This is a genomic window from Streptomyces sp. NBC_00286 (assembly GCF_036173125.1).
Lineage (GTDB): Bacteria > Actinomycetota > Actinomycetes > Streptomycetales > Streptomycetaceae > Streptomyces.
Genome location: NZ_CP108054.1, coordinates 9,767,607 through 9,791,267, shown reverse-complemented (window position 1 = coordinate 9,791,267; position 23,661 = coordinate 9,767,607). Strand labels below are relative to the sequence as shown.

22 protein-coding genes and 5 pseudogenes are annotated in these 23,661 nt (G+C 69.0%); 22 read left to right on the top strand and 5 right to left on the bottom strand.

The features are described 5' to 3' along the window. Window positions 1-561 precede the first annotated feature (561 nt). The gene (locus OHT21_RS44215; RefSeq protein ID WP_328773882.1) at window positions 562-2,178 is read left to right on the top strand and encodes a PA domain-containing protein; all 1,617 of its coding nucleotides are present in this window, start codon (window positions 562-564) and stop codon (window positions 2,176-2,178) included. Further along, window positions 2,111-2,431 (top strand): hypothetical protein, encoded by a 321-nt coding sequence (locus OHT21_RS44210; RefSeq protein ID WP_328773881.1) that lies wholly within the window; start codon window positions 2,111-2,113, stop codon window positions 2,429-2,431. The genes OHT21_RS44215 and OHT21_RS44210 overlap by 68 nt, the downstream gene beginning before the upstream one ends. Window positions 2,432-2,562: 131 nt before the next feature. Here OHT21_RS44210 and OHT21_RS44205 read toward each other — a convergent pair whose 3' ends face one another. After that, window positions 2,563-2,721, bottom strand: a complete 159-nt coding sequence (locus tag OHT21_RS44205; protein ID WP_328773880.1) for a hypothetical protein — start codon at window positions 2,719-2,721, stop codon at window positions 2,563-2,565. Window positions 2,722-2,848: 127 nt separating this feature from the next. Here OHT21_RS44205 and OHT21_RS44200 point away from each other — a divergent pair, with 127 nt between their 5' ends. After that, a complete protein-coding gene (locus OHT21_RS44200; RefSeq protein WP_328773879.1) occupies window positions 2,849-4,294 on the top strand; it encodes an MFS transporter in 1,446 nt (481 codons plus the stop codon). 87 nt (window positions 4,295-4,381) lie between these two features. Here OHT21_RS44200 and OHT21_RS44195 read toward each other — a convergent pair. Then, a pseudogene (locus OHT21_RS44195) lies at window positions 4,382-4,567 on the bottom strand (DegT/DnrJ/EryC1/StrS family aminotransferase); the annotation flags it as partial. A gap of 242 nt (window positions 4,568-4,809) precedes the next feature. Between OHT21_RS44195 and OHT21_RS44190 the strand changes: the two are divergent. The 11 genes and pseudogenes from OHT21_RS44190 to OHT21_RS44140 all read left to right on the top strand — a co-directional run. Next, entirely contained in the window at window positions 4,810-5,016 is a 207-nt protein-coding gene (locus OHT21_RS44190; RefSeq protein ID WP_328773878.1) for a hypothetical protein, read from the top strand. Window positions 5,017-5,027: 11 nt separating this feature from the next. Then, on the top strand, window positions 5,028-5,234 hold the full coding sequence (locus tag OHT21_RS44185; protein ID WP_328773877.1) for a hypothetical protein: 207 nt from the start codon (window positions 5,028-5,030) through the stop codon (window positions 5,232-5,234). Between the two features lie 180 nt (window positions 5,235-5,414). After that, window positions 5,415-5,870 (top strand): hypothetical protein, encoded by a 456-nt coding sequence (locus OHT21_RS44180; protein ID WP_328773876.1) that lies wholly within the window; start codon window positions 5,415-5,417, stop codon window positions 5,868-5,870. Between the two features lie 156 nt (window positions 5,871-6,026). Continuing rightward, a pseudogene (locus OHT21_RS44175) lies at window positions 6,027-6,377 on the top strand (apolipoprotein N-acyltransferase); the annotation flags it as partial. Window positions 6,378-6,412: 35 nt separating this feature from the next. Further along, window positions 6,413-7,639 carry an apolipoprotein N-acyltransferase gene (locus OHT21_RS44170; RefSeq protein WP_328774454.1) on the top strand — a complete coding sequence of 409 codons (1,227 nt, stop codon included), beginning with the start codon at window positions 6,413-6,415 and terminating at the stop codon, window positions 7,637-7,639. A 359-nt stretch (window positions 7,640-7,998) separates the two neighbouring features. Then, window positions 7,999-8,520, top strand: coding sequence for a DUF4396 domain-containing protein (locus OHT21_RS44165; protein ID WP_328773875.1), 522 nt, complete (start codon window positions 7,999-8,001; stop codon window positions 8,518-8,520). A gap of 155 nt (window positions 8,521-8,675) precedes the next feature. Then, complete coding sequence (locus tag OHT21_RS44160) at window positions 8,676-9,083, top strand: four-helix bundle copper-binding protein (protein ID WP_328773874.1); 408 nt, start codon at window positions 8,676-8,678, stop codon at window positions 9,081-9,083. 317 nt (window positions 9,084-9,400) lie between these two features. After that, entirely contained in the window at window positions 9,401-10,039 is a 639-nt protein-coding gene (locus tag OHT21_RS44155; protein WP_328773873.1) for a VOC family protein, read from the top strand. A gap of 52 nt (window positions 10,040-10,091) precedes the next feature. After that, complete coding sequence (locus tag OHT21_RS44150) at window positions 10,092-11,096, top strand: proton-conducting transporter transmembrane domain-containing protein (protein WP_443050603.1); 1,005 nt, start codon at window positions 10,092-10,094, stop codon at window positions 11,094-11,096. Between the two features lie 6 nt (window positions 11,097-11,102). After that, a pseudogene (locus OHT21_RS44145) lies at window positions 11,103-11,585 on the top strand (NADH-quinone oxidoreductase subunit M); the annotation flags it as partial. Beyond that, window positions 11,584-11,979, top strand: a pseudogene (locus OHT21_RS44140) (proton-conducting transporter transmembrane domain-containing protein); the annotation flags it as partial. The pseudogenes OHT21_RS44145 and OHT21_RS44140, both read left to right, overlap by 2 nt. Before the next feature lie 123 nt (window positions 11,980-12,102). On the opposite strand, the gene OHT21_RS44135 reads toward OHT21_RS44140, so the two are convergent. Beyond that, on the bottom strand, window positions 12,103-13,542 hold the full coding sequence (locus OHT21_RS44135) for an MFS transporter (protein ID WP_328773872.1): 1,440 nt from the start codon (window positions 13,540-13,542) through the stop codon (window positions 12,103-12,105). Further along, window positions 13,539-15,131 carry an MFS transporter gene (locus tag OHT21_RS44130; protein ID WP_328773871.1) on the bottom strand — a complete coding sequence of 531 codons (1,593 nt, stop codon included), beginning with the start codon at window positions 15,129-15,131 and terminating at the stop codon, window positions 13,539-13,541. The genes OHT21_RS44135 and OHT21_RS44130 overlap by 4 nt, the downstream gene beginning before the upstream one ends. Before the next feature lie 135 nt (window positions 15,132-15,266). On the opposite strand from OHT21_RS44130, the gene OHT21_RS44125 reads away from it, so the two are divergent. Further along, window positions 15,267-15,914, top strand: coding sequence for a TetR/AcrR family transcriptional regulator (locus OHT21_RS44125; protein WP_328773870.1), 648 nt, complete (start codon window positions 15,267-15,269; stop codon window positions 15,912-15,914). A gap of 293 nt (window positions 15,915-16,207) precedes the next feature. On the opposite strand, the gene OHT21_RS44120 is transcribed toward OHT21_RS44125, so the two are convergent. Beyond that, window positions 16,208-16,489 carry a metal-sensitive transcriptional regulator gene (locus tag OHT21_RS44120; protein ID WP_328773869.1) on the bottom strand — a complete coding sequence of 94 codons (282 nt, stop codon included), beginning with the start codon at window positions 16,487-16,489 and terminating at the stop codon, window positions 16,208-16,210. Between the two features lie 400 nt (window positions 16,490-16,889). Between OHT21_RS44120 and OHT21_RS44115 the strand changes: the two genes are divergently transcribed. From OHT21_RS44115 to OHT21_RS44090, 7 genes and pseudogenes are all read left to right on the top strand, one after another. Further along, window positions 16,890-18,155: a L,D-transpeptidase gene (locus OHT21_RS44115; RefSeq protein ID WP_328773868.1), complete on the top strand. Its 1,266-nt coding sequence runs from the start codon at window positions 16,890-16,892 to the stop codon at window positions 18,153-18,155. A gap of 143 nt (window positions 18,156-18,298) precedes the next feature. Further along, window positions 18,299-19,135: a COG4315 family predicted lipoprotein gene (locus OHT21_RS44885; protein ID WP_443050602.1), complete on the top strand. Its 837-nt coding sequence runs from the start codon at window positions 18,299-18,301 to the stop codon at window positions 19,133-19,135. Window positions 19,136-19,615: 480 nt separating this feature from the next. After that, window positions 19,616-19,972 (top strand): hypothetical protein, encoded by a 357-nt coding sequence (locus OHT21_RS44110; protein WP_328773867.1) that lies wholly within the window; start codon window positions 19,616-19,618, stop codon window positions 19,970-19,972. Beyond that, entirely contained in the window at window positions 19,963-20,334 is a 372-nt protein-coding gene (locus tag OHT21_RS44105; RefSeq protein ID WP_328773866.1) for a DUF4386 family protein, read from the top strand. The genes OHT21_RS44110 and OHT21_RS44105 overlap by 10 nt, the downstream gene beginning before the upstream one ends. 193 nt (window positions 20,335-20,527) lie before the next feature. Then, window positions 20,528-20,720 (top strand): annotated as a pseudogene (locus tag OHT21_RS44880) (hypothetical protein); the annotation flags it as partial. Window positions 20,721-21,111: 391 nt separating this feature from the next. Then, entirely contained in the window at window positions 21,112-21,777 is a 666-nt protein-coding gene (locus OHT21_RS44095) for a GntR family transcriptional regulator (RefSeq protein WP_328773864.1), read from the top strand. Between the two features lie 469 nt (window positions 21,778-22,246). Further along, window positions 22,247-23,347, top strand: coding sequence for an isoaspartyl peptidase/L-asparaginase family protein (locus tag OHT21_RS44090; protein WP_328773863.1), 1,101 nt, complete (start codon window positions 22,247-22,249; stop codon window positions 23,345-23,347). Window positions 23,348-23,661 lie beyond the last annotated feature (314 nt).

The window sequence follows — 23,661 nt, the reverse complement described above, 5'->3', positions numbered from 1 at the left end:
ATGCACCTTCTGCTGATGCGCCCGGCCCGATGAGGCCGGCCGCCTCGGTGTCGGGCCCGTCCCTTGGGCTCGTCGGCTCAGTCCCGAGCCTGTCGGAAGCCCTCCCCCACCGCCGATGACTGCGTGCACAGAGCGAAGTGTGCGGCTTTACCACCGGAGCACCGAGGGCCACCATCATGCACGACCCCTCTATGCCGCCGACTTGCCGCCGCGCTTCCGCCTCAAGCCTCCGCGACCTTGTCCTGTGCCTCGCCAGCTGGTCCATACGCCCCAACAGTGTTCGCAGGCGGCTTCGGACCGGAGGCGAACGTGAACTGTGTCTCGGCGGTCGTCATGCCGGTCCGCAGGAGGCGTTGCCGACCTGCGGGAAACCTGCCGCGCATCGCACAACCGACGACTCCGACGCCTGCCGCGCTCAGCCCAAGTCCCGGAAAATACGATCAGGTTAAATACCTCTACGGTGGATCCTCGTACTAAGTACCTTCGCGATGCCGGTCAGTTGGTGACCGGCATCACCTCGTTTTGGGCCGGTCACCCCGGCCGCACGAGTGGAGGTCAAGCATGCGCAAGGCCCACAGACAGACCGGCGTGGGCGTGTTCGCGGCGATGCTCTTCGCCACGACCGCTCTCGCCGGTTCCGCACAAGCACATGACGGCGTCTCGGCAACCGACGGCGCCATCGACAACGCGGCGGCCAGCCACGGCCACGACCAACACGGCGGCAGCGACGGACATCTGCCTGCCACTCAGAAAAACGCCCAGCTGGTCAGCAAGCTCAAGCTGAGCAACGTGGTCGAAGGCAAGATCGCCGACGTCGGTGTCCACAAGGTATACGCCTACCTCGCCTCCTGGGGCGGCGTCGGCTGCGACAACACCGGCGTGTACGTCGTCGACATCCGAAAGCCCAGCAAGCCCAAGGAAGTCGGCTTCATCCCCGCTCCGGCGGGCAGCGCTCCCGGCGAGGGCATCCAGACGGTGCACCTCTCCACGCCGTCCTTCAACGGTGACGTGCTCGTCAGCAACAACGAGATCTGCGGCGAGACCGGCTCCGGCGGCATGAACATCTACGACGTCAGCAACCCCACCAAGCCGAAGGCACTCGCCGAGGGCGTCGGCGACTTCACCCTGGGCGGCGAGAAGACGGAGACCGCCCGCCAGATCCACAGCGTGTTCGCGTGGGATGCGGGCCGCAAGGCGTACGCCGTGATCGTCGACAACGAAGAGGGCACGGACGTCGACATCATGGACATCACGGATCCGACGAAGCCGCAACTCATCGCCGAGTACGACCTGGACGAGACGTTCCCGCAGATCCTCCAGGCCGCTCCGGACAACCTGACCGAGGTCTTCCTGCACGACATGGTCGTCAAGAACATCCGCGGCCGCCAGGTCCTGCTGGCCTCCTACTGGGACGCGGGCTACGTCGCCCTGGACGCGACCGACCCGAAGAACCTCAAGTACATCGGCGACACCGACTTCACCGACCCCGATCCCGAGGGCACGGCGAACGGGCGTGACGTGGCGCCGGAAGGCCACGGCCACCAGGCGGAGTTCACTCTCGGCAACCGGTATGTGATCGGCGCCGACGAGGACTTCGGCCCGTACGCGCTCTCGGCCCGCAACCTCGACGACAACGCCGCCGTCACAGCCGGCCAGGGCATCCCGCTGGAGGCGGGCAAGACCATCACCGGCGACACGGTGCACGTCGGCCTGGGCTGCAACGACAGCCCCGCCGTCCCCGCGGGCGACCCGGCCAACGTGGACATCGCCGTAGTGGAGCGCGGCGTCTGCACGTTCACCGAGAAGGCCGCCGACATCGAGGCGGCGGGCGGCTACGACGCCGTACTCGTCTTCAACCGCACCGGCTCGGACGCCTGCGACGCACAGAGCGGCATGACCGTCGAGGGCACCCTGCCGACCTTCGGTGTCGCACCCCCGCGGCCAGGGCTTCGCCGCCTTCGACCAGCCCTACAGCAACGAGGACTGCCTCGCCGGCACCGGTCCCGCCACCCTGCCGGTGGACATCGGCACCAAGGGCGACCGGCTCACCTTCTCCTCGCACTTCGACGGCTGGGGCTACGCGCACCTCTACCGCAACAAGGACGGGAAGATGACCGGGCTGGACACGTACGCCATTCCGGAGAGCCAGGACCCCGCGTACGCCTCCGGCGCCGGTGACCTGTCGGTCCACGAGGTGGCGACCTCCGGCGTCCGGCCCGACCTGGCGTACTTCGCCTACTGCGCGGGCGGATTCCGGGTCACGAAGATCAAGAACGACAAACTCGTGGAGGTCGGCCGCTTCATCGACGAGGGCGGCAACAACTTCTGGGGGTGCAGACCTTCAACTCCTTCAGCAAGGAGTACGTCGCGGCCTCCGACCGCGACTTCGGGCTGTACATCTTCGAGTACAAGAGTCACTGAGTTGATCTGAGCCCGGCGGGGTCCCACACGGCATCAGAGCCACCATCGGGGCCCCGCCGACGCCTGCTTGCACCTCAAAGAGCATGGCCCGACCCAGCGACCCCGGCCAGTCCGACAGCGCGAGAGCTTCCGGCCGCCACGTCAGCCGGTGGTCCTGGCCCAGTCACCGGACACGACGAGCCGCAGCCTCAGACACAGCCCCAACACCCGTTTCATCAGGACCACTTCGGCCGATCCGACCCCGCACAGCGACCGGCAGGGGCGGCTCGAGGCAGCCAGCGGCAGCTCTCCGATACGCATACACCAGAGCATACCCCTAGGGGGTAAAAAGAGAACCGCGCGACCCCTCTTGCATACCCCCCACCCGTATGCTAGCTTGCCTTCCCTTCATACCCCCTAGGGGTATATTGAAGGGGAGGAAAACCTCATGTCAACCGTCAACCCCCGGCGCTGGTGGGCACTCCTCGTGCTCGCCACCGCCCAGTTCATGGTGATCATGGACACCTCGATCATCGGCGTGGCCCTGCCCGAGATGCAGCGCGACCTCGGCTTCTCCCAGGGCGATCTGCAGTGGGTCTTCAACGCGTACGTCATCGCCTTCGGTGGACTGCTGCTGCTCGGCGGCAGACTGTCGGATCTCCTGGGCGCCCGGCGGATCTTCGTGACCGGCTGGACCGTACTGATCGCGGGCTCGGTCGTCGCCGCAGCCGCCACCACCGCGTGGGTCGAGGTCCTGGGCCGTGCCGTCCAGGGCGTGGGCGGCGCGCTCATCGCACCTGCCTCCATGACCCTACTGATGATGCTCTTCAGCCACGATCCGAGGGAACTCGGCAAGGCCCTCGCGCTGTACGGCGCCGCGGCCCCGGCCGGCGGCACGGCGGGCGTCTTCCTCGGCGGCGTCTTCACCGAATGGGCCAGCTGGCCCTGGGTGTTCATCATCTACATCCCGATCGGCATCGCCACCCTCCTGGCCACCGGCCTGCTGCCGGCGGTCGCGGGCCGACGCGGCTCGGTCGACGTCCTCGGCGCCGTCACCGTCACGGCCGGTCTCGCGCTCGCGGTGTTCGCGGTAGTGCGTGCTCCCGAGATCGGCTGGGGTGCCGCCCAGACCGTGCTCGAACTCCTCACCGCCACCGTGCTGCTGGCCCTCTTCCTGGCAATCCAGCGCTCGGTCAGGGCACCACTGATGCCGCTGGGCGTGTGGCGGACGCCGGGCCTCGCCCCGTCGAACCTGGCGATGACCCTGCTCGGCGCCGCCTGGATCCCGATGTGGTACTTCCTCAACCTCTACCTCCAGCAGGTGCTCGGCTACGGGGCCTTCGCCAGCGGCGCCGCGCTGCTGCCGATGACCGGTCTGCTGATGGTCTTCATGACGATGATCACCGCACGACTGCTCGGCCGCTTCGGCCCCAAACCGTTGATCGCGGGCGGGCTGCTCGTCCTGGCCGCGGGCCTGCTGTGGCTGGCCGCCGTGGAGCCGACCGGCACCTTCGTGGTGGACGTCCTGCCGGCCTCGCTGATGGCCGCGCTCGGCATGTCGCTGGCGTACATCCCGGCGATGATGGCCGCCATGTCGGGCGTACCCCAGGAGCAGGCGGGCCTGGCCTCCGGCATCGTCAACACCACCTACCAGGTGGGCTCCGCCCTCGGCCTGGCCGCGCTCACCGCACTCGCCACCTCCCAGGGCGCGGATCGGCTCGGCGACTTGCCCGCACTCACCGACGGATTCAGCGCCGCGTTCCTCGCGGCGGCGGGCATCGCGGCCGCCGGCGGTCTCCTGACCGCACTGCTGATGCGCGGCGGCGGGTCCGCGAGCGCCGAGGGAGCGCAAGAGCCCACCGCCCGGCCGCAGGACGACTCCGTGAACGCCTAGGAGACCGTTGGAACTGCGTGATCTCGTCGTGGAAACAGGCGACACGCCAGCCACCGCACGGCTCCTCGGAAGGGCAGCGCTCTTCGAGGGACCGAGCGGTGGCTGCATGCTCTCTTGCCGCCCAGCTGCCAGCACGACGAACACCATGACGTCGTCGTTGACCGGCGACATCAGCACGCTTCCACCAGGAGCGCACCAGCGGCGTAGTGCCAGGTACACGGCCAGTCCGCACGACGGGACATACAGGCACTCACGGCCGAGCCGCTCACGCATCAAATCCTCGAGGGCGCCGCCGACCGACGGCGCGCATCGCCTCCGGCCCGCACGTGAACACCCAGCCATCAACCTCGCCGCAGCCGACCGGCCCACCCTCATCCCGAGACACCTTCAGCAACAAATCCGTCACGCCGTGCGATCGAGCACACCCGGACTGGCGTCAACGTTCCCATTTATCTAAATTACTTAGTAGCTAGAGCGGGTTCGACGAGCGCCCCACAGCCCACCGGGAGGCCCTCATGCCTCAGTTTCTGTATCCACTGCTCCTCCTGGCCTGCCCGATCGGCATGGGCCTGATGATGTGGTTCATGACGCGCGGGGGGTTGCACGTATCACGGCGGGGCACCTCGATCGACTCACCCGCGGCGCACTGCGAGCTGAACGAGCTGCGCAAGGAAGTCGCCGAGCTGCGCGCCGCACAGAAGGACACACGCCGAACCTTGTGAACTGGGCTCCCATGGCCGCGATAGCGATACTGATCGGCGGCCTGCTCCTCGCCGCGATCTACTACGACATAGCCCGGCTGGTCAGCACGCACCAGAGCCGTTGCCCTCCGCTGGCCCGAGTCAGGGGCAGGCGCGCGGCGCTCGAGGATGAGGAGCGGTGGTGCGTCGGCCTGCTGCTGCACGGGCGGATCGACAACACTCCTACCAGCGACGCATGAGCGGCCTTGCCCATGGCCGACCCTTCGTCGGACCCCGGCCTCGCCACTGATCAAACCTCTCATTTCTACTAACCCAATTAGTGACATAGCATGGCTGCCAGCCGCCGACCGGAGGCCGTTGTCAGGCTCCCCGGTTTGACGTGTCGCCCGGTCGGCGGCCCGATCCCGAGGAGCAGCCCCATGCGCACCTGGCCCGCCCGCAGATGGGCCGTGGCAGCAGCGGTCACGGTGATCGCCGCACTCGTCATCGGCGTCCCGACGGGCGTGGTGCCGACCCCCTTCTACACGCGGATGACCCCCGTGCTCTGGTGGAACTACCCGGTGTGGCTGGTCAGCTCCGTACTGGAGGGCCTCCTCGTGGCCACGTACGTCCGCATCGGCTCAGCCGAAGCCCCCGAGGCCGCGCTGCCCGAGCGTCCTCGCACCGCTCGCGCCCTCGGCGCGGGGCTGCTGTCCGTCTTCGCGGTCGGCTGCCCGATCTGCAACAAGCTAGTCGTGCTGGCCATCGGCGTCAGCGGCGCCCTGTCGTACTTCGCTCCGCTGCAACCGGTACTCGCCGCCGCCTCGGTGGCGCTGCTGGTCCACGTGCTCGTACGACGACTGCGCACCGCGAACGTCTGCGCAGTGCCTTCGTGAGGGCCGGACCTCCGCGCGTGACCCGCCGCCCCACTGCGGCCACCATCCGGTCCTGGGCAGCCGCGTCCGCCGGGGGACTGCTCCTCTACGCCTCGTTCCCGCCGGTCGGATGGTGGTTCCTGGCCCCGCTCGGCCCGGCCCTGACTGATCCTGGCCGTGCGCGGACGGCGCGCCAGATCCGCCTTCACCGCGGGCGGGATCTTCGGTATCACCTTCCTCGCCCCGCTGATCGTCTGGCTGGCGAACCTCGGCCTGGTCCCGTGGCTCACCCTCACGGCGGTCCAGGCCCTGGTCTTCGCGCTCGCCGCGATGCCGCTGCCCCGCTTGATCGCGCTGCCGGGCTGGCCGCTGTACACCGCCGCGTGGTGGGTGGTCCTGGAGGCAGTACGCGGCCGGGCTCCACTGGGCGGCTTCCCCTGGGGTCGGCTGGCCTTCGGGCAGGCGGATGCCCCGTATGCCGGCTGGGCCGCTGTGGGCGGCGGCCCAGCCCTCTCCTTCGCCGTCGCGTTCCTGGGATCGCTGCTGGTGTACGGCCTGACGGCATGGCGCGGCGGCCGTCGGCAGGTCAGCGCGGCCATATGCCTCGGCGTGGTCGCCCTGATCACGACACCGCTCGCCCTCCCCGCCCGGAGGACATCCGGACCGAGCGCCGTGGTCGCCGTCGTCCAGGGCAACGTCAAACGCGAGCGCACGCTGGAGGAGCAGGCTCGATTGCGCAACGTCGCACAGAACCACGCCCGCGAGACGAAGGCCCTGGCCGCCGCCGTGCGCCGCGGCGAGGTCCCGCGTCCGGACGTCGTCCTGTGGCCGGAGAACTCCCTCGACGGCGATCCGGGACGCAATCCGGAGCTTGGCTCCCTCGTCGCCGACGCGGTCCGGGAACTGGACAGCCCCTCCCCATCGGCGCCCTACTGGAAGCCCCCGGCGGCCGGGCGTACAACGCCGGCCAGCTGTGGCTGCCCGGCCAGGGCCCGGCCTCCTGGTACGCCAAGCGCCAGCTCATACCCTTCGGCGAGTACATACCGGCGCGTTCGCTGCTCGGCGGCCTCGGCGCGCTCCAGCTCATCCCGCGCGACCTCCTGCCCGGTACTTCCACGGCCCCGCTGGAGGCGGGGCAGGTGCTGCTTGGTGACGTGATCTGCTACGAGATCGCGTACGACGACCGGGTCCGGGACACCGTACGGGCGGGCGCCAATCTCCTCGTCGTCCAGACGAACAACGCGACGTACGAGCGCGGTATCCAGGCCGGGCAGTCCGAACAGCAGCTTGCGATGGCCCGCATCCGCGCGATCGAGTACGGACGGGCGGTCACCCTCGCCTCGACGAGCGGGGTGAGCGCCATCGTCGGGCCGGACGGACAGGTCATGGACCGGCTGGGGACCTGGCGTGCCGGCCATCTGGTGGAGCGGGTACCGCTCGCTTCGGGGCTCACCCTCTCCGAGTGGCTCGGCGTGTGGCCTGAGGTGGCGCTGGGGGCGCCCGTTCTCGTCGCCCTGGCGCTCTCGCTGCGTCGCTCGCGGCGTGCCACAGCGCAGCTCAGGCGCCCGCTTCCCTGCCCGAGCATGACCAACAATTTACTAATCTACTTAGATGAACCTCCTTATCGTGCAGGTACGGAACTCGCCGTACGGCCCAGCCCATCGACCGGAGTCCTGTACCTGGGCCCGGCACCCGTGAGGGCGCTGCATCATCCTGGGCGTCTTCGTCGCCGTCCAGCTCGACTCGCACCGCCGGGGCCACATGAGCAGCGGAGGGAATCGGGCTCTTGACGGGCGTCTGCGGCAGGCCTCCGCCACTCTCCGCACCGCCCTCTTGTCGGTCCTCGATCGGCCGCCCGTCACTCTGCACAGACATACTAAAGACCTTAGTTCTGACGGGGACTGCGGTCGATGTTCTCCACGCGCATCCGCCACCCGACGGAGGAGTGCCTATGCAGCATCACCTGGATCACCCGATGGGCGACCGCGAGGAGCGCAGCACCGCGATTCTCAAGCGCCTCCGGATCCACCTGCCATCCCAGCGACGGAACGCCCCCGGCGCCACCCCTTGGCATATACCCCATGGGGGTATATGCTCCTGACCGCGGCTCAACGACGGGCCCCTATGGACGGGAATGGGGATGAAGGTCATGGACCACAGCGCGCACCACACCAGCACCACGCACGAGGGCCACCACGGCCACTCCGACCATGCGGTACCCGATGGGGGACACGGCGGAGCGTCCTGGGCCATGGCGGCGAAGGCGACGCTGCACTGCCTCACGGGGTGCGCCATCGGCGAGATCCTCGGCATGGTCATCGGCACCGCCCTGATGTGGGGCAACGTGCAGACCATGGTCCTGGCGATCTCGCTGGCGTTCCTGTTCGGCTACTCGTTCACGCTCTTCGCCGTGCGCCGGGCTGGCCTGGATCTCAAGACCGCGATCAAGGTGGCACTCGCCGCCGACACCGTCTCCATCGCCGTGATGGAGATCGTCGACAACGGCATCATCGCCCTCACCCCGGGCGCGATGGACGCCCACCTTTCCGACGGGCTGTTCTGGTCCGCCCTTCTCGGTGGGTTCGGGGTCGCGTTCCTGATCACCACGCCGGTGAACAAGTGGATGATCGGCCGTGGCAAGGGCCACGCCGTCGTCCACGCCTACCACTGACCACCGACCCGACCAGCGTGCCCGGGCATCCCTGAGAGCAAGGGGTGTCCGGGCGCGTTTGCGTCGCCGCACCATGGTCAACCCGTCAGAGGCCGGGGGTGGACTGCACGCGGCCGCCCGGCCCGCCGGCCTCCGGCAGTGAAAGGAGGCACCCCGTGACGACCACAGTCAAGGACATGCTCGCCACCTACCCTGCCGACCTCGGCGAGGTCGACCGCGAGAAGCTCACCAAGTGCATCGAGGAATGCATCGCCTGCGCGCAGGCATGTACGGCCTGCGCGGACGCCTGCCTGTCCGAAGGCACGGTCGGCGAACTCACCAAGTGCATTCGCACCGACATGGACTGCGCCGACATCTGCACCGCCACGGCATCCGTGCTGTCCCGCCACACCGGCTACGACGCCAACGTCACTCGCGCCATCCTCCAGGCGTGCGCGACCGCCTGCAAAGCCTGCGGCAACGAATGCTCTTCGCACGCCGACATGGAGCACTGCCGTGTCTGCGCCGAAGCGTGCCGATCCTGCGAACACGCGTGCAATCAACTCATCCAGACCCTCGGCTGACCGGCACCACGCCGAGACCGGTTTACCGGCACGGCCTACAGCCCTCGGCCGCAGGGAAGAAGGGGGCCGTCACAACAACCAGAACACCAACCCGGCGACAACTCCGCCCCGCCAGCCGACGCCATGCTCACTGACGACCTGCCCGAGGACCAGCAGGTATACGCCAACTCGTTCCATAAGCCAGGGCACACCCAGTCAAACTCCCGCAATTACAGCCCGCTCTGGGCCACTGCCCGACACTATTGAAAACGAACTTCACTACGAATAATTTGGTGTTCCTCGCAGTGCAGGCGGGATGCGGCGGAAGGTGAGTTCCGATGGAGATCGATCACGTCGTCCTGGCCGCCCGGACCAAGACTGACGCCGAGCAAGTGCTCAGCGAGGCCGGGTTGGGTATCGCCCGCGGTCGGACCATTCCGGGTCTTGGACTGTCCAACCTCGTGGTACCGCTGCAGCATGGCCAGGTGCTGGAGATCCACTACCCGAACGGTGAGGCTCCCGCGCCCGGCGCTCCGCCGCTGCTGGAATTCGACACGGAGGCACTCGCCGCACACCCCTCGCAGCCCCTGGTCCCGATGGCATGGCTCGTAGCGTTCGAGGACGAGGAGCGGCTGCGCGAGCTCGCCGCCACGAACGGGATGTCCGTGATCGAGGCACCCGCGGAGGGCCTGGGCTTTCCGCCGTACACGCTGGCCGGCTTCGGCGCCAACTTCGATCGGCGCTTCTTGCCCTGTCTCATCCACTGGCCGGAAGGCCCTGCTGCCCTCAGCGCCGCGCACCGCCGCCAACCGGTCGGCATCACCAGCATCGATGTGGCCGGCCCAGCCGACGTCATCGAAGGCTGGTGCGGGGGAAAGCCCAACGGCCTGCGCACCGCGCCCGGCACCACGGGTCCCCTGCGCGTCGAAATCGGCTTCGCGGACGGGGCGCCCCTCACGTTGGGCCTCGCTGAGTAGTCCGGTCGCGTGGACGGGCGCCGCCACCGCGCTCTGCCTCGGGCTAGTCGCGGTGGCGCAAACCGACCTCAAGCAACTGCTCGCCGCCTCGACCTGTGCGCAGATCGGCTTCATGGTGCTGGCTGCGGGAACCGACGCGACCTGCGGCGGCACGCTGCAACTCATCGCTCACGCGGCGGCGAAGAGCCTGCTCTTCCTGGCCGCAGGGGCCTGGCTGACCGCGCTGGGCACCCAGCGACTCCCGGAACTGCTCGGCGCCGCGCGCCACCACCGGACAGTCGGTGTGGCCTTCACCGTCGGCGCGCTCTCCCTGGCCGGGATTCCGCCACCGTCGCTGTGGGCCGCCAAGGACGTCCGGCTCGCGGGAGCTCTGGAGACCAGCCCTTGGTTGTACGGTGTCGCACTCGCGGCCGCTCTGCTGTCGACGGTCTACAGCGCCAAGGCCGCCTGGTACCCGTGGCAGCCGGCGGTCCCGCGACCGGAAACGCGCCGTATCCCAGGCGGCGAGGTGGCGCCCTTGGCCCTGCTGGCCCTGGCCTGCCTCGCGCTGACACCGGTGGCCTTCCCACCGCTGCATGACAATGTCGGGCGCGTACTCGCGTACGCCGGTCAACCTGACCCGCACGTCTGGGAGTTCGTGCTGTCCGGGGTTCTCGCTCTGATGGCGGCCGCGGTCACCTGGACCTGGGGCACGCGCCCGCTGCCCTTGCCCGCACGGGCGAAGTCGGGCTTCGCGGACTGGCTGCTCTTCGAGCGTGCCGCTCATGTCCTCCTCGTCGCACCCGTGATGCGGCTCGCACGCGCCGCCGCGGCCTTCGACGATCGTGTCGTGGATCGCGCCGTCGACGGTTCGGCCGCGGCTGCCATGCGATTCGCCCGCTGGACGGACGGCGTCCTGGAGCGTGCCGTCGACGGCACGGTGGCCACGGTCGCTGCCGGTACGCGTGCGCTCGGCCAGTGGGCCCGCCGCCCGCAAACGGGCCAGCTGCACCAGTACCTCGCCCAGGCCGTCGCCGCCTTCACCGTCCTCGCCGTCGTGCTCGTCCTCGTGAGGTGACCCCGCTTGCTGACCGCCCTCGTCTTCGCGCCCACGGCCGTCGCCCTGCTGCTGTTCGCGCTCCCGCGCCGCACGACGCCGACGGTGTTCCGCACTGTCTGGGTGGCGGCGTCGGCTGTCGAGCTCGCCCTCGTCATCGCGATGTGGACCGGGTACGAGGCCGACGGCGGCATGCAGTACGAGGAGCGGGCCCGCTGGATCCCCAGCGCGGGGGTCGGCTACCACGTCGGCGTGGACGGGCTGTCGCTGCCGCTGCTCGCCCTCACCTGCCTGCTGTTCCTGGCCTGCGCGCTGTACTCGCTGCGGGAGAACCGCCGCATCCGGGAGTTCGCCGCGCTGTTCCTCTTCCTGGAGACCACCTGCCCGGGGCTCTTCGCGGCCCTCGACCTGATCCTGTTCTTCGTCTTCTTCGACCTGTCCATCGTGGCGATGTACTTCGTCATCGCCGGCTGGGGTCATCGGCGGGCCGCCCGCGCCGCGCTGAAGTTCAGTGGTCTGCGCCCTCCCCCGTGCCCATTCGCTGGACGACTACCGAGGGCTCGCCAAGGAGCGCCCGCTGCTGGCCGCGAGCCTCGTCATCTGCCTGCTGGGCCTCGTCGGCACCCCGCCCACCGCGGTCTTCCTCGGCAAGCTGGAGGTGTTCACCGCCGCCGTCGACGGTGGCTACGCGTGGCTCGCCGTCCTGGCCGCGGTCAACACGGTCGCCTCGCTCTTCTACTACCTGCGCTTGATCGTCCCGGCCGTCTCCCGGGGCGAGGGAACAGCACTCCACAACGGCGACCGCACCGCACGCACCGTCGCGTACACGGCCACCGCCGCCTCACTTGGTCTCGGCCTGGCGGGTGGGCCGGTACTGGCGGTGCTGAGCGGCGCTCTCAACTGAGGGGGGCGCGGCGGGCGATGCCACGGAGCACCGCCCTCCCCTCCGTCCTGCCACGCCCATACACCAGAGACCGGACGCGGCACCTCTTGATGGTGATTGTGGCCGTGACGGGTCCCGTCGTCGTCAGTGCACGTGAGGGCCGCCGGTCATCTGCGGCTTGCCGCGCGGTACGAGCCCCAGGGACATGGCCGCGCTCACGGCAGCCGCCACCGCGCACACGGTGAACGCGTCCGCGAAACCGCCGACCGAGCCGCGCTCGAAGCCTGACGCAGCGACGGTGGACACGACGGCGACGCCGATCGAGCCGCCCACCTCGTGGAAGGTGTTGACGACGCCGGAGGCGAGTCCCGCCTCCCTGTGCTCGACCATGGCGAGCGCGGTGGTGGTGGCGGTGACGAAGACCGCGCCGATGCCGATGGAGGCGACCACCAAGCCCGGCAGCAGGCCGGCGTACACGCTGCCGGTATCCGACAGCTGCGTCAGCGGAATGGTTCCGGCGGCCGCGATCACCATGCCCCCGACGGCTGTCGGGCGGCTGCCGATCCTGCCGACTAGCCGGGAGCCGAGGTGGGCACCGACTCCGGTGGCGACGGCGACCGGGAGGAAGACCAGTCCGGTCTTGAGCGGACTGAAGCCGCGCACGTGCTGGAGGTAGACCGAGCCGAGGAAGAAGAAGGCGATCAGTAGCGCGGTGGCGATCAGCATCAGGAAGGCGCCCGCGAGCACCGGCCGCCGGGTGAACATCCGCAGGTCCATCAGCGGGGCGCGGCTTACCCGTTCGACCGCCGCGAAGATGGCGTACACCACCACCGCACCGGCCAGCGGCAGCAGCGTGGCGGGGTCCGTCCAGCCCGAGTCCCCCGCCTCGACGAGCCCGTAGATCAGCGCACCGGTGCCCACCGTGACCAGCAGCGCGCCAGGGAGGTCGAGCCGGGCGGGTTGCGGAGCCCGGGCCGCTACGAGGGCGGGAACGGCGGCGAGTACGAGGAGGCCGACCGGCACGTTGACGTAGAAGACCCACTCCCAGCCCGGCCCGTCCGTCAGCGCCCCGCCGACCAGTACGCCGGCCGCCGCGCCGGTGCCTCCGATGGCCGCCCACACGCCGAGGGCCTTGTTGCGCTCCGCGCCGTGGAAGGTGGTGGTGACGATGGACAGCGCAGACGGGGAGAGCAGTGCGGCGCCGACGCCCTGGGCGATCCGGCCTCCGAGCAGGGTCTCGGCGTTCTCGGCCAGTCCGGTGACCAGTGAGGCGGCGGTGAAGAGGGCGAGCCCGGCGAGCAGGGTGCGGCGGGCGCCAAGGGCGTCTGCGAGCCGGCCGCCGAGCAGCATGAGCCCGCCGAAGCACAGCGTGTACGCGGTGACCACCCAGGTCAGAGTCTCCCGGCCGAGGCCGAGATCGGCGGCCATGTCGGGCAGCGCGACGTTCACCACGGTGACGTCGAGAATCAGCATGAACTGGGCCAGACAGATCAGCGCCAGGGCGATCCAGCGGCGCGGGTCGGGGGGCGGATGGTCGTGTTGGTCTTCCTGCGCGTGCGGGGCGCCGGGGGCCGGGTGGGTCATGACGACTCCTTGGAGTTCGTACGGCGATCAGTGGCAGAGTCCGTAGGGCGGGAGGGAGCGAAGGCGAGCGCGACGGCGATGCCCACCGCGGTGACGCCGACCGCCGCAGCCATCGCAGGGCCCATGCCGTCGGTGAACGCCCGGCGGGCCGCGTCCGCGAAGGCGGCCCCGGCCTCACCGGGCAACTTCTCGGCGACCGCGAGCGCGGTCCCGACCGATTCCTTTGTGGAGGCCAGGAGTTCGGGCGGCAAAGCGGCGCTGTGCGCGTCCTCGGCGAGGCCGGAGCGGTAGCGATCGGACAGCAGACTGCCCGCGACCGCCACGCCCGCCGCCGCGCCGAGTTGGATGGACGCGCTGTTGGTGGCCGAGCCGACGCCTAGATCAGCCTCCGGCAGCGATCCGACGATGGCGTCGCTGGTGGAGGTGATGACGAACCCGGCACCCGCGCCCAGGAGCAGCATCGCCAGCAGTGCCCGCCCGTAGCCGTCCCCGGTGCCGGTGGTGGCGAGCACGGCCGATGAGCCCAGCAGCAGCGCGAGCCCGGCCGTCGACACCGCCCGCATGCCGATCCGCGGCGCCAGTACGCCGGCCAGCGGCCCCGCGATCAGCAGTGCCAGTGCCACAGGACCGAGCCGCAGACCCGTCTGCGCGGCGCTGTATCCGAGTACGAACTGGAAGTACTGCACGACCACAAACAGGGTGCCGATGAGGGCGAACGCCCCCAGCAGGATGAGTACATCGCCAACCGCGAGGGCCCGGTGCCGGAAGATCCGCAGCGGCAGCATCGGTGACGCGCCGCGCCGCTGCCAGGCGATGAACGCACCGGCCAGCACCGCTCCCGCCGCGAAGGCGGCCAGCACAGCGGGGCTGGTCCAACCCCGGTCCGGGCCATCGATCACCGCCCACAGCACGGCGGCGACGGCCGCCACCGACAGCAGGGCCCCCGCCGGATCCAGCCTCCGGGCATCCGCCGCCTTCGAGTTCGGCACCAGGAAGGCAGCGGCTATCAGGCCGGCGATCCCGATGGGCAGGTTGATCAGGAACACCGAGCCCCACCAGAAGACGCCCAGCAGCCAGCCGCCCACCATTGGCCCGATCACCGTGCCGACTCCGACCGCCGCCGACCAGATGCCTATCGCCTTGGTCCGCTGGGCACCGCGCGGGAAGACGTTCCCGATGATCGCGAGCGTGGCGGGCATGATCAGCGCCTCGCCGACGCCCATCACACCGCGCGCCACGACGAGCGTCGTCACCGACCCGGCGTACGCGGCGACCACGGAGGCCGCGGTGAACAGTGCAAGGCCGGTCATGAACACCCACTTGCGGCCCAGCCGGTCCGCGAGGCTGCCGCAGAACAGTACGAGGCTGCCGGCCATCAGCAGATAGCTGTCGACGATCCACTGCAACTGGCTGGTGGAGGCGCCCAGTTCAGTCACCAGCGTGGGCAGAGCGACATTCAGCACTGTGGTGTCGAGACCGACTACCAGCAGGCTCACACCGAGCACGGCGAGGGTCAGCCATCGCCTGCCGCCGGGCGGCGCGGCTCCGGACCGCGGTAGTGCGGGCACCGGACGAGTGGTCGAAGACACGAGATTCCTCCCGTACAGGACATGACGGGGCTGCTCCTCCGCACGGCCTTGTCCGCACGAACCCCTGAACTGAACTGTACGTCCCAGTTCATATGAACTCAACAGTTCAGTTCAGTTGCTTGCTAGGATTCGGTCATGAGTAGCGAGACCGTGAAACCACCCCCGAGCGGCCCCCGCGCCCAAGCCAAACGGCAAGCCATCGTCCGGGCCGCCCGTGAACTGTTCCTGCGAGAGGGATTCGGCGTCGGCATGGACGCCATCGCCGCCGAGGCGGGCGTCTCCAAGGTGACCGTCTACAACCACTTCGGCAGCAAGGAAGCACTGTTCACCGCGGTCATCACGAGCGCGCTCGACGAACCCCTCGCCGGCGCCTCACCAGCCGCACTCGAGGGGTTGGCCGAGGCCGAGGACCTCCGCGCCGCACTCATCGACGCTGCTCGCGTCTGGGTCCACGCCGTACGTGCCAACCGCGAGGTCGCCGCCCTGCGCAACCTCGTCGCCGCCGAACTGCACCGCTTCCCCGAGCTCGCCGAGGCCTGGAAGGCCCGTGGCCCCGAAGCCCATCACCCGGCCGTTGCGGGCGCGCTGCACACCCTGGCCGACCAAGGACGGCTGGTCATCCCCGACACGGAGACCGCGATCATCCAGCTCTACGCACTCTTGGTCTTCCCCCACATGGTCTTCGGCTCCTACGGAACCCATATCGACGACGACCTCACCGACCGCCTCATCACCAGCGGCGTCGATATGTTCCTGGACCACTACGGACCGCATCAGACATAGCGAGGACCACAGGCCCGCACTCCGCTCAGGCAGAGTGCGGGAGTTTGGGCGACCCGCACCAAGCCACAGGCACGCCGCCCCAAGGCCGGCGTGTCGACTGGCGGCAGACGGACACCGCGCAGTCGCGATGGCCACAAAGGCCGTCACCCTCCGCATGGCCCGCAACGCATCGGGCACCAGGAATCCACCCGTCGTCGTAAGTGACCCGCCGCCTCGCCGCCCTACCGTCCGCGACGCCACGAGCCCTCGTACGGGTTGGCCAATGGCAGCGCTACCCGCGAGCCGACCGCCCGTCAGGAACGAACCAGCCGGGCGATGGCATCGGACGCCTCCTTGAGCTTCAGAGCCTTGTCCTCGCCGCCCTTTTCCACAGCGTCACTCACGCACGTCGCCATGTGTTCGTCGAGCATCTGAAGGGCGAAGGACTGCAGGGCGCGGGTGGTGGCCGAGACCTGGGTAAGGACGTCGATGCAGTACGTGTCCTGCTCGACGAGGCGCTGAAGACCGCGCACCTGGCCCTCGATGCGGCGCAGCCGCACGAGCACGTCGTCCTTGTGCTTCTTGTGACCGGCCATGCGTCTCATTCCCTCGCCTCTGGTGATGGTGGGAGTACCTCCACCATCTCGAATATACCCCCCGGCCGTATGAGACGGCCGTGGTCGACGAGGAGAGAACGAGGCAGAGAGCGAGAGCGTGATCCGGTACGTACGCACCCGGGCCCATGCGGACGAACTTCGAGCGCGAAGACCGTCGGCCGGCCGAGCGGCGCGGGGGACGACCGCTCGGCCGCCGACGATGAAACACCAAGCTACTAATGCATTTCGTGGTAGTGCACCACCTTCTTGACCTCGACGGCCGCAGCCATACGACCGAGTCGGGCCCAGGAGGAGTCACCTGAATCACGAGCCCCGACGGCGGGAACCGAGAACCCTCGACGCTCGTCTACTAAAATACTTCGCTACATCTGGATGGAGGATGACTGTGCAAGACAGCCGACGGGGGCACATGGAGCCCGCAGAGCGACGGCCTCGGCGCAGGCGGCTGGGATTCGCGGCACTCGCCCTGGCCGGGGTCGTGACTCTGGCCGCCTGCAGTCAGGCCGCCAATGGCGCCTCGAAGGAATCGCCGGCCTCGGATTCGAAGCCCGGGTCAGAGGTGGACGCGGATTCCGGCAAGAACGGGCCGGCCGCCGTCACGGTCTCTCCTGCCACCGACGGCAAGGACGTGATACCCGGTGAGCCTCTCACGGTGAAGCCGAGCGACGGGAAGCTGGCGTCGGTCGCGGTCACGGCCGGCGACGGAAAGACACTCGACGGCTCACTGTCCTCCGACGGCACCTCCTGGACCTCGTCCCACGCCACCGGATACGGCACCACCTACACGCTCAAGGCCCAACTCGCCGCGTCTGATGGCAAGAAGACGACCCGCACCAGCAGCTTCACAACGCTCAGCAAGGACGAGATCTTCGTCGGCACCTACAACGTCAACAAGGGCGCCACCGTCGGCGTCGCCCTTCCGGTGTCGATCGTCTTCAACAAGGCGATCCACGACAAGGCGGCAGTGGAGCGCAAGCTCAGTGTCACCTCTTCCCCGGCCGTCGAGGGCGCGTGGAGCTGGATGAAGGATCGGGACGGCAAGGACCGCGTCGACTACCGGCCCAAGGAGTATTGGAAGCCCGGCACCAAGGTGAAGCTGCGGATGGACCTGGCCGGAGTGAAGAACGGCGACCTGGTCGGCACGCAGAAGCGCGAGATCGACTTCACCATCGGCAAGTCGGTCGTCAGCACGGTGGACGTGGTCAAGAAGACGATGACCGTGGCCGAGAACGGCAAGGTCGTCAAAACCCTTCCGGTCTCCACGGGCAAGGAGACCTTCGAGACGTGGAACGGCACCATGGTGGTGCTGAGCAAGGTCCCGACGATCCGGATGAACTCCGCCACGGTCGGCATCTTCGGCCCCGAGGCGTATGACCTCGGCGCCGTCAAGTGGGACGTCCAGCTCACCCCCTCGGGCACCTACGCCCACGCCGCCCCGTGGAACGAGGGCAAGTTCGGCAAGGTCAACGCCAGCCACGGCTGCATCGGCCTGAGCACCGCCAACGCCAAGTGGTTCTACGACCGGGTGAACTACGGCGATCCCGTGACCGTCGTCAAGTCCACGGACACCGTGGCCGTGAACAACGGCTACGGCGCCTGGAACGTCGACTGGGAGTCCTGGAAGAAGGGCAGCGCACTGGCCTGACAACCCACGCATCCGACGAGAGCCTTGCCCGACGGCCGCGTGCCGCGGGCAAGGCTTTGCGATGGGAGGCGTCCCTGGCTGAACGGTCCACTGAGATCCGGCGTGCTAAGTGAGTGTGTACCGGCGACTGTGCGAAGACCTGGATGCCGATCATGGCACAGGACTCCGTCAAGGCGATGGGCGTGGAGCAGAGCCTCGTCGGCTCGGTGGACCGCTCGGACGGAATGAAGCAGCTCACCCTCGCCGGTCGGCCGCTGTACCGCTACATGGGCAATGCCAAGGCCGGTGAGATGAAGGGCCAGACCAAGGACAGCAAGTGGTACGCGGTCACGCCGCCGGCGAGAAGACCGCGATGTCCTCGGACGGCTCCGGTTCGTCCGACGGCACCTCGGGCGGGTCCGGTTCGTCTCACGATATGGAGGGGATGCCCGGCATATCCTGACGCTCAGCAGTGCCGCACCTGGCGGCATCTGGCTCCTCATCGACGGCAAAGTGGTCGCCTCGCAGCAGGGCCGCAGCAGAGCCGCAGCAGGGCCGCAGCAGGGCCGCAGCAGGGATGCCAGGTGCTGGCCTCGGAGCTGCCCGGCGACCCGCCCACAGCCATTCACCATCCGCATCGACCGGTCGAAAGGAGCTGGAAATGCGTTCGCCTGCGTAATGGAAGCGGAGGGCACCCGCACCCCCATGCCCTACGCGCGCTTGCTGCTCGGCAGGCACCATCCCCGACTGGTGGCACTTCGGAACATCCCATGCGGTGGCTACGCAGACTCGTCCGCCGACGTATGCGGCACCTGCGCCTGCAACGCCGTTTGGGAAGAGCCTGCGGTGACAGCTTGCGTGAAACGGCGCTTACGGCGCAGGCTCCCGGACCCGGTGTGGCCGCTGTGGGATCTGTGCCCAACCCTGGAGCACTCACCGGCTCTCCGTGCCGCCGCGGAGTGCATGGCGCTGAACGATCCGAGAGACGTCCCACGCGGTGATGATGCCCACCAGCCGATGATCGCCAGCCACAGACCGCTCAAGGCGCCGCGCAGGATGGAGATCCACCCGACGGCGATCAGCAGGACGCCAAGGACCTGCCCACTGCGTGCGGCCGCTCGTTCGGCCCGGTCCCCGGTACGCCACCACATCAACTCCTGCACCAGCCGCCCTCCGCCGAGCGGGGCGGCCAGCAAACCAGGACGGCTGAGGGCACCGCCGAGCCGGACACCGCGCGGCGACACCGGCGTACCCCCTCACACCGCTCCCTGGCTGTGGCAGCGGCGCTGCTCGGCATCCGGTCCTCGCCGGGCCGGTTCGTCCCATGGGGGTGCGGCCCGCGCGCTGGTGCAATCGGCCGCGATCGGACCTCGTTCGGGTGAGGTGGTGCAGTGTTTCTTGAGAGAGCGGCTTCAGCTGGTGATCTTCAAGAACGTCGGTCGGTGACGTGGAGAGGACTGGGTCTGCTCATGAGTCGGGATATGCACGCTGGCGAAGGGGCGGATACAGCCGACTCGCAACGCCGCACGCTGACGATCGCCGGCGCGCTCATGGTCGGGGGCTTCCTTCTCAACGTCATCCTGACCGCCGCACTTCATCCGTCAGGAGAGGAAGACGACCACCCGGCGATCTTCACCGAGTATGCGGACAGCAGCAGCTGGATCGCCGTTCATCTCGGCCAGTTCATCGGCGTCCTGGTAACGCTGAGCGGCCTGCTCGTGCTGTACCGCGTCCTGCGCTCTGCCGACCAGTCCTGGTCGCTCGACTCGCGGCCGCGGCAGCGGTGGCGACCGCCGCAATCTGGGCTGTTCTGCAGGGGCTGGACGGAGTGGGACTGAAGCAGGCCGTCGACTCCTGGGTCAGCGCCTCGGGCGCGGAGAAGCAGATCCGCTTTGCCAACGCCGAGACCGTGCGCTGGCTGGAATGGGGATTCCAGAGCTATTTCCGCATCCTGCTCGGGCTGACCCTCGCGCTGTTCGGGACAGCGATTCTCACGAGTCGCCGGGTCCCCGGCTGGCTGGGCTGGACGGCCATAGTTGCCGGCGTGTGCTCGGTGATCTACGGAGTCGACGTGGGCTACAGCGGCCTGGCCAGCAGGCTCCAGGACGTCCTGGGTATCGCCATCTTCGTCCTCGTCCTGGTCTTCGCCATCGGAGTGCTCGTCACCGGAGTGCGCGGGCGCGGCCGACGCCACAGTTGAGCCCGAGCACCACCGCCTGTTGTGACGTTCAGGGAAGCAGCCGTCGGAGGAGCGCGTCTGGGGCCCAACGTTCCCCGCGGACCGGGGTCCACCCCCGCTGACCAGCAGGCCGTAGGTGTCCGGTCCGAGGATGGTGAACGCGATGTCTGCGGATGACGCCGCCTCGTGGTCGTCTTGCAGGTGCCCGCCGGTCTTGACCCTCGTACGGGGCGACCTGCGGGTGTCAGCCGACGCGATCCGCGTCTCCCGCAGGACGCTGGCCACGAGCAAGGGCAACCTCTTCCGGGCCTTCGCTACAACGTCGCCACCCTGCCGCTGGCCGCGGCCCACATGGTCAACCGGTGATCGCGGGCGCGGCGATGGCGTTCTCGTCCGTGTACGTCGTGACGAAGCCTGCGCCTGCGGCACCGAGGAACTGGCCGTGCCGGGACGTATCGGCTAAGCACAGCGCCGTGAGCGGTTCGAGTCCGGCGCGCAGCATTGCCGAGTGCCTGAAAGGGATGAGCGCCTGCGCTGCCAGACCTCCGCCACCACCGCGTGCATAGCCCGCTCCTCCCTCTTCGGCTGTACGGCCGAGCCGACTCGAAGTGTTAACAGTTATCACTTTGACGAGGCCCGAGTCGATACCGCACAGGGGTGTTGACAGACTGCGATCCGCCTTATCAACTGTCATCTGTCATCTGTCAACACTTTGTCGCTGCAGTCGGCGGCGTGGGACGCGCACTTGTGGCGCGGTGATTACGCCATCGGTCGGCTCTGAACGGACGGGAGGTGCGCATGCCTGACACCCTTGAGCGCGGCCTCGCCGTCCAGCTTGTGGAGACGCTTCGCGAGCGGCTCCTGAGCGGCCAGATCGCGTCTGGTACCCGGGTCAACGAGGCTGTGATCGCCCGTGAGTTCGGCATCAGCAGGGGACCCCTGCGCGAGGCGATCCGGCAGCTCGTCAGTGAGGGCCTCCTGGTGCACCGTCCCAACAAGGGCGCTGTCGCGTTCGAGGCACAGCCGGATGAGGTCGAGGCGCTCTTCGAGTTGCGCTCAGCACTCGAGACCGCCGCTGCGCGCCTGGCCGCCGCACGGCGCGACCGCAGGGACATCGCCGCGCTGCGCCGCGCCTGCGAACGGTCGAGGAAACACCTCGCCGCGGGCCGCGAGCTCGCGCACCGCATGGACCTCGACTTCCATCGCGCGGTGCTCGACGCTGCCCGCAGCCCCCGCATCACCGAGCAGGTGTGGCGGGTGCATCAGCAGATCATCGTGGTGCGCAGCAGGCACGACGTGGCCGCGTCGCACACCGACGCCTCACTGACCGACCACGACCAGCTCGCGGAGGCCATCGCCGAGGGCCAGGCCGAGCGTGCCGCCGAACTGATGGAGCTCCACCTCGACCGTGTACGGCAGCAGATGATCACGAGCATGACGGGCAACGACGCCCCCCGCGACTGACGATCCCCGTCCGGCGCCGCTGCTCTCCCCCTACCGCTCCCGGCCCCCTTCTCGTTTCCACGCCGCCGCTTCCTCCCCCATGCCCTCATCCCCGTCTGCCGGCACATCCGGCTTTGAGGAACACCGTCCCCATGCCCGAAACGCCCGTCTCAGACGTCGCCACGCCGCTGCCCGCGCCGCACACCGACACTCTTCCAGGCAGCTCTGCTCATCGTGCACACAACAGACTCCCAAGGCCCTCGTCCGACTCACTGCGCTGACGGAACGCCGGCTCCAGGACAACGTCCAGGCAGTCGGTTGGAGGGCTCGCACGTCCCGCAACGGCCAGGCCCGGCGGCAGATCCGCGTCATCGGAACCTGCACGACAGCCGCAGACCCCCATGAAGTGCTCATGAAAACGACCCGATCTGACGGAACACGCTGGAAGGGAAACACACACATGCGACCTGCGAAACTGATTCTTCCTGTTGTGGCAACGGCCGCAGTGGTGGCCACGGCGATCGCCGTGCCTCAGGCCGAAGGGTCGACCTCCACTGCCGACAGCAGCCTGCCCGCTGCCCAGCACGCGGAGCAGAAGGCCGGCGGAAAGCCCGCCCCGGATGCCAGGGACGTCGTGCTCGCGGTACACGGCGGCGCCGGGACGGCGCTGGACCCCGCCACGACCTCGCCGGAGCTCGAGAAGGCATACCGCGACGGGCTCAGCGAGGCCCTGCGGGCGGGGCAGAAGGTACTCAACCGGGGCGGCAACAGCACCGATGCGGTGCAGGCGGCAGTGGAGCGGCTGGAGGACAATCCGCTGTTCAACGCGGGCAAGGGCGCGGTGTTCAACGCCGACGCCGAACACGAGCTCGACGCCTCCATCATGCGCGGCTCCGACCTGAAGGCAGGCGCGGTCGCCGGGGTGCGCAACGTACGCAACCCCATCCAGGCGGCCCGCCTCGTGATGGACAAGTCGAACCACGTCATGCTGGCCGGGGAAGGAGCGGACGACTTCGCCGCGCAGCACGGGCTGAAGACGGTGACCCAGGACTACTACTTCACCCAGGCCCGGTGGGACGCCCTGATGAAGGCGAAGGCCGCCGAGGCGGGCGACACGAACGCCGCCAAGTCCAAGGCACTGCCGGCCGACGAGCAGTCCAAGGGCACGGTCGGCGCGGTGGCGATCGACCGTAAGAAGGACCTGGCGGCTGCGACGTCGACCGGCGGCCTGACCAACAAGCTGCCCGGCCGAGTGGGCGACTCACCGATCATCGGGGCCGGTACGTACGCGAAGAACGGGGTCGTGGCGGCCAGCGCGACCGGCGCGGGCGAGGTGTTCATCCGGGGCGCGGCGACGTCGACGATCTCCAACCTGATCGAGTTCGGGAAGATGAACGTGCCCCAGGCGGCGCACCAGGTCATCGTCAAGCGGCTGCCGCAGCTCGGCGGGACCGGCGGAGTCATCGCGCTCGGACCCGACGGCACCTTCGACGCCCCGCACAGCAGCCCCGGCATGCTCCACGGCTACCTCACGAAGGACGGCACCCTCGTGACCAGGATCTTCCCGGACGAGTCCCCCGCCAACTCCTGACCCGGGCGCTCATGTTCTGCGCGGACGTTCTTTCCGCGCCGGACCGCCTCGACCGCACATGGCCGCTACGGCGCGCTTCGCCTGAACCAGGCACTCGTTTTGGCCATGTGCGGCTGCCGCATCCGCTTCCTGACACCGCGAGCCGGCGCCATGGGACTCACAGGAGCGGCGGCGCATGGAACTCCCCGAGCCCCGTGTTCAGATCGCCGTCCATCCACTAGCGACGCGGCCCGGTGAGGATGCCGGGGACGCCGGCCAGTTCGCTGTCGAGGAACGCGGCCAGTGCGAAGCGGTCGGTGACCGCCCCATGCCCA